The 12,211-nt window shown below is 71.3% G+C and carries 7 protein-coding genes; all 7 read right to left on the reverse strand.

Annotation, left to right across the window (positions count from 1 at the left end; all coding sequences use genetic code 11):
• Positions 1 to 11 precede the first annotated feature (11 nt).
• Entirely contained in the window at positions 12 to 1,457 is a 1,446-nt protein-coding gene (locus tag KZC50_RS00755) for a carotenoid oxygenase family protein (protein ID WP_310890242.1), read from the reverse strand.
• Positions 1,454 to 3,013, reverse strand: a complete 1,560-nt coding sequence (gene crtI, locus KZC50_RS00760) for a phytoene desaturase family protein (protein ID WP_310890243.1) — start codon at positions 3,011 to 3,013, stop codon at positions 1,454 to 1,456. Before crtI ends, KZC50_RS00755 begins: the two co-directional genes overlap by 4 nt.
• 87 nt (positions 3,014 to 3,100) lie before the next feature.
• Positions 3,101 to 4,561, reverse strand: a complete 1,461-nt coding sequence (locus tag KZC50_RS00765) for a glycosyltransferase (protein WP_310890244.1) — start codon at positions 4,559 to 4,561, stop codon at positions 3,101 to 3,103.
• Complete coding sequence (gene guaA / locus KZC50_RS00770) at positions 4,558 to 6,138, reverse strand: glutamine-hydrolyzing GMP synthase (protein ID WP_301133665.1); 1,581 nt, start codon at positions 6,136 to 6,138, stop codon at positions 4,558 to 4,560. The genes KZC50_RS00765 and guaA overlap by 4 nt, the downstream gene beginning before the upstream one ends.
• Complete coding sequence (locus tag KZC50_RS00775) at positions 6,135 to 6,665, reverse strand: DUF3817 domain-containing protein (RefSeq protein ID WP_301133663.1); 531 nt, start codon at positions 6,663 to 6,665, stop codon at positions 6,135 to 6,137. Before KZC50_RS00775 ends, guaA begins: the two co-directional genes overlap by 4 nt.
• A 406-nt stretch (positions 6,666 to 7,071) precedes the next feature.
• Positions 7,072 to 10,380: a metallophosphoesterase gene (locus KZC50_RS00780; protein WP_310890245.1), complete on the reverse strand. Its 3,309-nt coding sequence runs from the start codon at positions 10,378 to 10,380 to the stop codon at positions 7,072 to 7,074.
• A 3-nt stretch (positions 10,381 to 10,383) separates the two neighbouring features.
• Complete coding sequence (locus tag KZC50_RS00785; protein ID WP_310890246.1) at positions 10,384 to 12,129, reverse strand: purple acid phosphatase family protein; 1,746 nt, start codon at positions 12,127 to 12,129, stop codon at positions 10,384 to 10,386.
• Positions 12,130 to 12,211 lie beyond the last annotated feature (82 nt).

Here is a 12,211-nt window from a genome sequence, read left to right on the forward strand (position 1 = left end):
CGCGCCGGCACTCAGGCGCTCGTGTCGTAGCGCCCGTGGTACCCGAGGAGCACCGGGTGCGGCAGCTCCGCGCGGGCGATCTCGGTGAAACCCTCGGCGTCGAGCACCAGGAGGAAGGAGGTGCCGCGCTCGGAGTCCAGGACGACCGAGAGCACGACGCCGTCGTCTTCGCGCTCGCGTCCGGGGCGGCCCGCGAACACGCCCTCCCCCGGGTAGCATCCGGGCTCTGACCAGATCTTCGTCGACCGGCCACTCCCGTCGGCGGCACCGGTGTCGATCTTGACGAGCCGGTCGTAGAACCCGCGCTCCCCGCTCAGGCCCACGCCGTAGACGTAGCGCTGGTCGGGGCGGGTGTTCATCCGGTCGTAGTCGAGGCTCGGCAGCTCGATCCCCGTGGGCGAGAGCTCCTCGCCGGTCACGGTGCCGTCGCCCCCTCGCACGGGAAGGCGGAACCGACGGAGCGTCCCCGGCGGGATCCGCGCATCCGGCTCCTCCAGGCGGTGGAGGTAGAACGCGCCGATGATGTCGGCATCGTCGTAGCCCACGAGGTCGACGACCACGTCGTCGCCGTCGTCGTACGCGTTGACGTGGTGGAACGCGAAGAACGCCGGGGCACGCAGGGTCCGCACGTGCGCGCCCGTCTCGCGGTCGAACAGGTGGAAGCGGGCGCCGCGGCGGGGCTCCCACCGGAAGTTCTCGATGTAGGGACGGAGCCACAGCAGGAGCGAGATCGGGTTGACCACGAGCGGGAATTCCGCCAGCACCAGGTAGCGCCCCGACATCCCGAACGAGTGGATGTACGACGGCTTGGCGACCCGCCGGGTGGCGAGATCGGTGCCCTCCAGCGCCCCGCCCTCGGCGAGGTCCACCTGACGGAAGACGTATTGGCTGGAGGCGCCGTAGCGGACCACGAGGTTCACGGCTTCGCCGCGGTCGCCATCGACGTGGGGGTGCACCGTCGTCATCCGCCCGAAGGTGGAGGTGTCCCAGCTGTCGACACCGACGGTCTTCAGGGTCTGCGGGTCGAACTCCACCTGCACCGGCGTCTCCGCCAGCGCCAGGTAGCGCTCGGCGAGGCGGGTGATGTTGACCTTGGCGCTGTCGGTGACCTGCGGGTCGAACACCGCCATCGCGCGGGCGAAGAGCGACCGGCACGGGTCGGTGGCGAACTCGGGGTACGCGATGCGTCCGTCGTCGCGGGCGGCGGAGTAGGCCTTCGTCTCGAGGAACCGGTTCGCGTACGACACGCGGCCGCCCTGGAGGGTGAAGCGGTGCAGCATCGCGAGTCCGTCGAACCAGTGCCGGTAGCGGCGCTCCCCCACCTGGAACGTTCCGGGTCCGTTGCGCAGCAGCGTGCCCTCGAGCCAGTCCGGCAGGATGCCGCGCACGGGCACGTCGTCGAGCTCGACCTCGGGGCTGTCGCCGAAACCGTGGGTGAGGAAATCCGGGGTGGTCACGAGGCGCTCCGAGCGGATCGGGCCGAACGGGCGGAGGTGCCCGCGCCCGTGCGCTCGGCGATGAGGGTCGCGGCGATCTTGCCGGAGGCGAGGACCGCGGGGACGCCGGCGCCCGGGTGGGTGCCCGCGCCGACGAGATACAGACCGTCCACCTTCGGCGAGCGGTTGTGCGGTCGGAACCATCCGGACTGGAACAGCGTCGGCCGCAGGGAGAACGCCGCCCCGCGCGGGGTGTTCAAGACGTCGCGGAAGTGCTCGGGGCCGATGGCGTGTTCGACGACGAGATGGTCACGCAAGCCCGGGAGGTAGCCGGCCTCGAGCACGTCGAGCACGCGGTCGCGGACCCGGGCGTCGACGGCGGCGGCGACATCCGGACCCTCGGGTCGGGACGGGAGCGGCGGCGACGCGACGAGCACGTAGAGCGCCTCGCACCCGGGCGGGGCGATGCTCGCGTCGGTGCGCGTCGGGACGTGGACGTAGAGGAAAAGGTCGTCGGTGGCGTCGGGGGCCGCGCGGCGGCCGCTGCCCGAGCGACCGAACACCCGCCGGAGTGCCCGGTCGGGATCGCCGCGGAAGAGCAGGTTGTGGTGGTGGAGCGGCGACGCGGGCCACGTGCGATCGGCGCCGAAGTAGAGGACGTGCAGCGACATGCTCGGCTCGACGGGGCGACGCGACGACGGGCGACGCGCGGCCGAGGCCGGCGCCTTCTGCAGCAGCTCACCATAGGTGTAACCCGGGTCGGCGTTGGAGACGACGACATCCGCCTCCCATTCCCGCCCGTCCCGCGCGCGGACACCCCGCACCGCACCGTCGTCGACGAGGATACGCTCGACGTCGACGTCGCAGACGATCGTGCCGCCGAGGCGGGTGAAGAGGTCTCCGAGGGCGTCGACGAGCGCGCCGGTCCCCCCGACGGCGTAGTGCACGCCCCAGCGGCGTTCGAACTCGGCGATGAGTTCGTACAGCGCCGGAGTGGATGCCGGGTCGCCGCCGATCAGGAGCGGGTGGAAGGAGAGCGTGCGGCGGAGGAACGGGTCGCGGATGCAGCGGTCGACCACGCGCCGCACCCCGAGCGCGGCGCCGTGGCGGAGGAGGTACGGCAGCATCCGGACCATGGCGCGCAGCTGCATCAGCGGCCGCTCCGTGTACGGGTAGAACACGTCGAAGATCCGGCGGATGTGCTCCTGGAGCCTCCGGAATCCGGCGGCATCGCGCGGGCTGCGGCGAGCCACCTCGGCCTGGAGCGCGTCGTCGTCGGCGTGGAAGTCGAACGGCGCACCGTCACCGTCGAAAGCCCGGTAGAAGGGATCGAGCGGCACGAGGGTCACGTGGTCGGCGAGGGTCTCCCCCGCGAGCGCGAACAGCTCCTCGAACATGAACGGCGCGGTGAGCACCGTCGGTCCGGCGTCGAACCGGAAGCCTTCGAGCTCGTACTGGTACGCCCTTCCGCCGATGCGGTCGCGCTTCTCGAGGATCGTCACGTCGTGACCCGCGGCGGACAGCCGGATGGCGGCGGCAAGACCACCGAATCCGGACCCGACGACGACCGCCCGCATGAGGGAATGCTAGTGGCGGAATCCGCACCCCGGGGCGGCCGCAGGAAAACCCCAGGGGAACCGACGCGATCCTCCGGGCATAGGGGATCAGCCCCGGAGCCTCCGTGCGGGGTGCGCGAGCGCCAGGGCGCACGCCGCGGCGAGGGCGGCGGCGGCGTGGGCGGGGTCGACTGCGCGCGCCGACGGCACCGCCTCCGCCGACAGCCGATCGCGGAGCGCGGCATCCCGAAGCACGCCGATGAGCGTCTCGGCGAGCGCGTGCTCATCGCCGTCGGGCACGAGCACGCCGCCTCCCCGCGCGAGGAGTTCGCGCGGGCCGTACGGGGCGTCGTAGGAGACCACCGGGCATCCGGTCGCCAGCGCCTCGGCGAGGGCGAGGCCCTGCCCTTCATACGCGGAGGTCGACAGGAATACGGCGGCCTCGGCGAGGATGCCGACGGGGTCGTCGGTGCGCCCCCGGAGGCGCACGGCCTCCGCGAGACCGAGCTCGTCGATGAGGTGCTCCAGTGCCGCGTGCTCGGCCCCCTCGCCGTAGACGTCGAGGGTGGCGTGCGGCACCGCCGCCCGCACGTCCGCGAACGCCCGGATCGCGTGGTCGACGCGTTTGCCGGGGGCGAGACGGTTCAGCATCACGACGCGGCCCGCGTGTCCGGTCGATCCGGGCGCGGGGATCGCGGTCGCGGGGATCTCAACTCCGTGCGGCGCGACGACCGACCCGGGGGCGTCTCCGAACCGGCGCGCGACGTCCGAGCGCTGTGCCTCGGTCGGCCACAGGATCGCGTCGAACCGGTCGGCGACGGCGAACCACCGGCTCCACAGCGCGTTGATCGGGGCGTCCGGGGTGTAGGGCGGCTCGAGGTGGATGGTGTGGATCGCGTGGACGATGCGCGCCCCGGGATCGGACCACGGCACGAGGAGCTCGCCGAGCTGACGCGACTCGCACACGACGACGACCGGCCGCGGGCCAAGGGGTGCGATCGCGCGTTCTCCCGCCACGACGTGGTCGAGCCACGCCCGGTACAGGGCGCCGAAACCGGCGAGCGTGCCGACGACGGAGCCGTTCCGCCCGTGCACCCGCACGGCGGCGGTCGAGGTGTGCCAGTCGGGGTCACCGGCGATGACCGGCAGCCCGATCACCGGAGCCCCGTCGACGCCGGTGAGCGTGCGGTAGTCCGGCGCGTCGACGGGAGCCGCGGCATCCGCGTCGGTCTCGCGGGCGACCGCCGCCTCCCGAAGCCATGCGGCCGCGCCCCCGTCCGGGTCGGCGGCCTCGTCGAAGAGGTTCCGCATCCGCTCCGGATGCCGCACGAGACCGCGCTCGGCGAAGATCGCTCGGTGCCGCGCGTGATCGGCCGGCGTCCCCGGATCCACCGTCAGCAGGAGCGGACCGGCGCCGCCGGCGACACCGGCATCCGCCATCTGCCGTGCCCGTGCGAGGGTCGCCAGGGTGAACCCCCCGTCGAGATCGGGGATGAGCCGGCTTGACAGCACCAGGTACGCGGCATCCGGGAATGTCGCGTGCGGGGCCGGATCCTGCGGGGGGATCACTCCCACTCGATGGTGCCCGGGGGCTTGGAGGTCACATCCAGCACGACGCGGTTGACGTCGCGGACCTCGTTGGTGATGCGGTTGGAGATCTTCGACAGCACGTCGTAGGGCAGACGCGTCCAGTCGGCCGTCATGGCGTCTTCGCTCGAGACCGGGCGCAGCACGATCGGGTGGCCGTACGTGCGGCCGTCGCCCTGGACGCCCACCGAGCGGACGTCCGCGAGGAGCACGACCGGGCACTGCCAGATCTCGTTGTCCAGGCCCGCCGCCGTCAGCTCCGCGCGGGCGATGGCGTCGGCCTCACGCAGGATCTCGAGACGGTCAGCGGTGACCTCACCCACGATCCGGATGCCGAGGCCGGGCCCCGGAAACGGCTGGCGACCCACGATCGCCTCGGGAAGGCCCAGCTGGCGACCGATCGCACGGACCTCGTCCTTGAAGAGGGTCCGCAACGGCTCGACGAGCTCGAACTGGAGGTCTTCGGGGAGTCCGCCGACGTTGTGGTGGCTCTTGATGTTCGCCGTCCCGCTCCCGCCGCCGGACTCGACGACGTCGGGGTACAGGGTCCCCTGCACGAGGAAGCGGATCGGGTCGCCCTCGGCCGCGGCGTCGGCGATGAGGTCGGCCTGCACCTTCTCGAATGCGCGGATGAACTCGCGCCCGATGATCTTGCGCTTCTCCTCGGGGTCGCTGACGCCGGCGAGGGCGTTCAGGAACGTCTCGCGCGCGTCGACGGTGATGAGGCGCACGCCGGTGGAGGCGACGTAGTCGTTCTCGACCTGCTCGCGCTCGCCCTTGCGCAGCAGTCCGTGGTCGATGAAGACCGCGGTGAGCTGGTCGCCGACGGCTTCGTGCACGAGCGCGGTGGAGACGGCGGAATCGACGCCGCCGGACAGCGCCGACAGCACGCGGCCGGACCCCACCTGCGCGCGGATCTTCTCGACCTGCTCGGCGATGACGTTGCCGCTGTTCCAGTCGGCGGGAAGACCCGCGGCCTTATGGAGGAAGTTCTCCAGCACCTGCTGACCGTGGTCGGAGTGCTTGACCTCGGGGTGCCACTGCACGCCGTAGAGCCGGCGCTCGTCGTTCGCGAAGGCCGCCACCGCGGTCGCAGCCGTGCGCGCGAGGACCGTGAATCCCGCGGGGGCCTCGGAGACCTGGTCGCCGTGACTCATCCACACGTTCTGCTCGACCGGCTGGCCCTCCAGCAGCACGCTGTCGGTGATGATCGTGGCGTCGGTCGCGCCGTACTCGCGGAGACCGGTGTTGGCGACCTCTCCCCCGAGGGTTCGGGCCATGACCTGGAAGCCGTAGCAGATGCCGAGCGTGGGGACCCCGAGCTCGAAAACGCCGGGGTCGAGGCGCGGCGCCCCCTCTTCGTACACCGACGACGGCCCCCCGGAGAGGACGATGCCGACGGGGTTCCGCGCCGAGATCTCCTCGGCCGAGACGGTGTGCGGGACGATCTCGCTGTACACCCCCGCCTCGCGGACGCGACGTGCGATCAGCTGCGCGTACTGCGCGCCGAAGTCGACGACGAGGACGGGACGTTGGGACGTCTCGGTCTGTTCGGTCACCGGGTGCCTTCCGAAGCGGGGACGGTGGACGATGCGGATGCCGCGGCTGCGGCCTCGCGGTCGGCGAGGTAGCGGCGGACCTCACGGGCCACCCGCGCCTCCATGAAGAACGACAGCAGCGGCACGACGCCGCCGAGGGCCAGGGTGATGAAGCGCAGGAACGGCCAGCGCATGAGGCTCCAGATGCGGAAGCACGCGAACAGGTACACGACGTAGAACCAGCCGTGCGCGACGAGGATGAACAGCGAGATGTTGAATCCGTCGCCGGTGGAGATCATCTCGCAGGAGTTCGTGCTCGGGAGGAACAGCGACCACCACTCGCAGTCGGCGCCGGCGATGACCGGGGCGAACCACAGGAACCCGCCCGTTCCCCCGAGGAAGAGCTCGATGTGCATCGGGGTGTACTTCAGGATCATCTCCGCCACGAGGAGGAGCAGACCGACACCGGTGATGATCGAGGCGATCTGATAGAACTTCAGCGCACCGCGGATGGCAGGGAAAGACGCGAGTTTGGGGGCGCGGGGCATGCCCCCCAGTGTAATCGCGCGCGCGTATCGCCCCGCCCCCGCGGGGGCTCCTCCCGTTCAGTGGCGCCGAGGTGCGGGTGCGGCGGGCTCGGACCCGCCGGAAGGCGCCACTGAAACCGCGGCCACCGTCGCGCCCCCGCGGGGATGGGGCGATGCGCGTCGGTCCGATGCGCGCGGCGACGATTCCCCCGTCGACAATCGCGAAAGCGTCGGCGTTGCCGGGAGTCAGGCCCTGCGCGTGTTCAGTCGTCCCGACATGCGGGTGCGGAGGCCTCAGACCCGCCGGAGGCGACAAGTGAACCGGATGGGGAAGAGGCGCGTTTGGGGGGCGCGGGGCGTGCCCTCCGGTCTCATCGCGCGCGCGTATCGCCCCGCCCCCGCGGGGGACGGGGCGATACGCGCCGGCTCACTCCGCGGCGGGGAGGGTGATGCTCACGAGCCCCACGGGATAGCGGTCCCGCGCCGAGACGAACAGCGTCCGGCGCTCGGCATCCACCGAGACGCCGTAGACCTTGTTGCCGTACTCGTGCGCCGACAGGCGGACGACCTCCGTGAGATCCTCCGCGCGGTAGACGCTCACGCCGGACTGCTCGAACAGATCGGTCTGGCGTCCGACGACCACGAGCCCACCCGGAGCGTCGACGGCGATGGAGCGGAAGTCCGCGTCGGCGAACGGCATCCGCTGCACGAGCGTGTAGTCCGTCCCCGCGTAGACGCGGATCCCGTCGGTGGAGCCCGTGGCGTCACTCGTCGAGACGTAGATGCGGTCGGATGCCGCGTCGTACGCCACGCCGTGCGTGCGCCACGCGCCCCCGTCGGCGGGTCCACTCACCTGCTGGATGAGGTCACCCGTCACCATGTCGCGGACCTCGAAGCCGTCGCCGCGCGTGGCGCCGAACACGCGGCCGCCCGCGACGTCGACATCCATTCCGCGGATGCCGCCGGAGAACGCGAACGGACCCGCGAGCTTCGCTCCCGTGGCGGCGTCCATCTCGACCCAGTTGCTGCCGAAGGCGACGAACAACCGGCCGCCCTCGGGGTCCAGGGCGATGTCGCGCATGCCGTCCTGGACCGGATCGATGCTCGGCACCGTCATCACGCGCACGACGCGATCCTCGGCGGGATCGATGACGTGCACGCGCGCCGGACGCATCTCATCGGCCACGTAGACGAAGCCCGTCGCGGGATCGACGACCGACCCGACCGCGCGGACCTCCGCCGCACCCTCGGGGGTCTCGGTGGGGATCGCGGCGAGCGCCGTCGCGACCCACGGCTCGGCCGGAGCCGGGTCCACGGGGTCCGTCGGGTCCGTCGGGTCCGTGGGATCGGTCGGGTCCGTGGGATCGGTCGGGTCCGTGGGATCGGTCGGGTCCGTGGGATCGACCGGTTCGGCGTCGAGGACACGCGTGCTGACCGTCACCGCGGCGGCCGTCATCTCCTCGCCCGGAGGGTTCAGACGGAAGTCGCGGTTGGCGACGAACACGCGCTGGCGCTCCTCGTCGACGGTGATGCCGTACCCGTCCTTGCCGTAGTCGGGACCCACCATGTCGACCAGCTCCTGACCGGTCTGGAGGTCGTGCACGGAGAACCCGCCCGCGGAGGCCGAGGTGCCCGTGTACCCGATGTACAGCAGACCGTTCGTGCTGTCGATGTCGACCTGTCGGGCACCGGCACGGGCCTCCCGCTCCCAGATGCGCGCGAACCCACGCGTGGAGTCGAACGCCTGGATGCCGATCGCCCCGGCGACCGAGTAGAACTTCGTCGTGACGATGATGCCCGTCTCGGGGTCCGCCGCGACGTAGTACGCGTCGGCGGTGCCGTTGACGACGCCGAGCGATTCCCCCGTCGACGCGCGGAACACCTCGACGCCGCGCGCCGGGACGGCGACGTAGACGAAGTCGTTGACCGGGTCAACATCCAGCGAGCGGTTGGACTCGATGATCGGGTACGACCCGCGCAGCACCTGGCCGAAGTCCTCGTCGGCGATTGAGACGACGACCCAGTTGCGGTTCTGCTGCCCCACGTACAGGAGCTGGCGCTCCTCATCGACACCCAGGTCGCGGATGTTCTCCGGCAGGGTCATCGAGCGGAGCACCGCATCCGTCTCGGGATCGATCTCGAAGATCGTGCGGCCGTTCTGGTCGCCGAGGTAGAGCAGATCGCGCTCCTGGTGGTACGCCACACCCGCGGGGAGCGCCGCGTTGGAGCGGTTGACCGAGAGCAGGTCCTTCGTGCGCTCGTAGACGTACGACTCGCTCGGGTCGCCGGGGTCGGTCGGATCCGTGGGATCGGTCGGTCCGGGATCAGGATTCGGCTCGCAACCCAGGCACGGGGCCGGGGTTCCCGGGTCGATGATCTGCGGCTCGACGCCGTCGACGACGAGCTTCTGCCCCTCGGACTTGGTGATCGTGAAGCCGTCGAGGACGGCCCCGTCGGCCGTCCGCGCCTCGAAGCGCATCGTGCCGCCCGAGACGTCGATGACCTGGTAAGTCTGCACACCTGTCACGAGGCGGCGCAGGTGCGCGTCGTTCTCGTTCCAGTGCCGCGGACCCGCCTCGTAGAACTTCGTGCCGACGCTCGCGCTGACGTAGACCGGTCCGGTCTGGCTGAGCTCGGCATCCGCTCCCGCCGGAAGGTCGGTCTCGTTCGCACGGAGGTTGCCGCGCCCGTAGGCGTGGTCGTGGCCGCTCAGGACGAGGTCGACGTCGTGCTCCTCGAGGATCGGGCCCCACGACTGACGGATGCCGAGGTTGTTCCGGCCCTCGTCGAGCGAGTACACGGGGTGGTGGAAGAACACCACACTCCACGGGTTCGGGTTCTCGGTCAGCACCTCGTCGAGCCAGGCGGCCTGCACCTCGAGTCCCTCGGTGTCGACCACGTTGCTGTTGAGCGCGACGAAGCGCACCCCCTCGTGGTCGGTGTAGTACACCGTGCCGTCGAGGCGGTCGTAGATCTCACCCTCGCCCTCGGGACCGTTGTCGGCGTAGGGGAACTGGCTGCTGAACTGCGCCGACAGCCCGCCCTCGTACTCGTGGTTGCCCGGAGTGGTGAGCATGTTCTGGGTGCCCAGGGTGTACGAGAACGCGTCGTAAAGCTCGCCCCACTGGTCGTCCGCCTCGGCGTCGTTGACCAGATCGCCGATCTGCACGACGAGGTCGGCGTTCGGCCGGTCGCGGAAGGCGTTCCGCACCACGCGGGAGCCGTCGCTCAGGATGCCGTTCTGGATGTCGCCGAGGTAGACGAACGAGAACCGGTCGGAGGTCGCCGAGGAGGTCTCGAAGTCCTGCCATTCACTGAAGGTCGTGCCGTCGCCCACGCGGTACATGTACGCCACACCCGGCTCGAGGCCGGTCAGGGTCGCCGAGTGCACGGCCTGGGTGTATCCGAGACCGGTGGTCTGCTCGATGCGCCGGGCAGCCGTCGCGGTCAGGATGCCGCCCGGGTACGGCTCGGGAGTGACCGCGCGGTACTGCACCACGCCCTCGGTCACCTGGGTGGACGAGCGCCACGTGATGGTCTGCTCGGTGGTCGGATCCGCCCCCGGGGTGAGGGTGATCCGGTCGGGTTGGCGAAGCGGCGCGTACCGCTCCGCCGCGGAATCGGTCGCGGCGGAAGCGGCGGGGGCCAGGACGATGCCGCCGGTTGCGGCGATGCCGAGGGTGACCGCGGTGGCGATCAGGCGCTGTCGTGCGCGTCGAGCGCGGGAGGGAGCCATGGCTCAGGAGGCCTTTCGGTTGCGGGAGAACGAGCGGAGGAGGACCGTGGCGCCGCCGGCGGTCAGGAGTGCGCCGAGGGCGATGAAGCCGACGGGAGCCGCAGCGCCCGTGACCGCGAGGTCGCCGGATGCCGGAGCCGCGGAGGGCGTCGGGGTCGGCGACGGAGAGACGGGCACGTCGACCGGCGCGGACGAGGTCGGCGACGGAGTCGGGGTGGCGCCGCCGTCGTCAGGGTCGGTCGGATCGGTCGGGTCGGTCGGGTCCGTCGGGTCGGTGGGGTCCGTGGGGTCGGTCGGGTCCGTCGGGTCGGTGGGGTCCGTGGGATCGGTCGGGTCCGTCGGGAGGGCCGGAGCGGCCACGCCCTCGCGGGTCGACCCCGGGCCACCGAGCCACGCCTCGTCGGTCGAGACGACCTTGCCGTCGGCATCCTTCGTGATCGTGAACGCGTCGAAGAGCGCACCGTCGACCGTCCGCGCTTCGACGTGCATACGCCCGTCGTCGGTGACGTCGACCGTCTGGAAGAACTGCAGGTCACGGGCCATCGCGCGCAGGTTCGCGCCGTTGACCGTCCAGTTGTTGTTCGTCGGCGGGTCCGGCACGTACATCTTCGGCCCGGCGACCGTGACGAGGTACACCGGCCCGGTGTGGCTGTCGGCGGCATCCGTTCCCTCGGGAAGGTCCGCCTCGTTCGCGACGAGATTGCCGCGGCCGTAGGCGTGGTCATGTCCCGAGACGACGAGGTCGACGTCGTACTCCTCGAGGAGCGGCAGCCACGCCTCGCGGATGGTGGCGTTGTCGCGCCCGCTCGTGACCGAGAAGAGCGGGTGGTGGAAGGTCACGACGGTCCAGGCGTTGTCGTTGTCGCGCAGCTGCTCCTCAAGCCACGCGGTCTGCTGCTCCAGCAGGGCGCCCGATGCCCGCATCGAGTTCAGGCTGAGGAAGCGCACGCCCTGGTAGTCGACGCGGTAGACCGTTTCGTCGAGGATGTCGGCCTCGGGACCGTTGAGCGGGAACGCGAACTGGGTGCGCCAGTACGGCGCCAGGTCGGGCCCAGGGTAGTACTCGTGGTTGCCGGGGGTGGCGATGAGGTTCATGTGCTGGTTCGCCAGCGCACCCGCCTCGTTCCACTCGCCCCACTCGGCGTCGCTCGTGTCGGTGTCGATGAGGTCGCCGACGTGGAGGGCGAGCTTGGCGTAGGGGCGCGCCTCGAACGCCGCCCGGAAGGCCCGGGACGTGTACGCGCGGTTGTCGTTCTGCGCGTCGCCCTGGATGAGGAAGCTGAACCCGCCGTCGTCGGTTGCGGCGGTGCGGAACTCCAGCCACTCGCTCCAGGTCTCGCCGTCGCCGACGCGGTACAGGTAGGCCGTATCGGGCTCGAGCCCGGTGAGCGTCGCCGTGTGGAACCGCACCTCGTAGCCGAGGTCCGCCGTGTGCGCGGTGGTCTCCGCGTCGACCGAACCTGCGGCGGTCGCAGGACCGGCGGTGGGGACGGCCCACTCGACCCGCGGGGTGGTGACGGCATCCGAGGTCCGCCAGGTCACCGACTGCGTCGTGGCCGGGTCGGCCGACGGGGTGAGCATGATGCGGTCGGGCGCGGCGAGCGGGCGGTGGATGGTGGCGGGGTCGGCAGGCGGCGGGGCGAGGCCCCCACCGGCGGCGACGGCGACGCCGCCGGCCATGCTGCTCAGACCGACGCAGGCGGCGACGATTCCCGCCGTGATCAGCGTGGAGTGTCCGATTTTGGGCACGCGAAAGGGCCTTTCCAGAGAGCCGGCTTCGGGAGGCCGGGCGAGGGGAGCGCTGGGGGCGCGAGCCCCGTGGCGGGGCCCG

This window comes from Microbacterium aurantiacum, from assembly GCF_031625015.1.
In the GTDB taxonomy this organism is placed as follows: domain Bacteria; phylum Actinomycetota; class Actinomycetes; order Actinomycetales; family Microbacteriaceae; genus Microbacterium; species Microbacterium aurantiacum.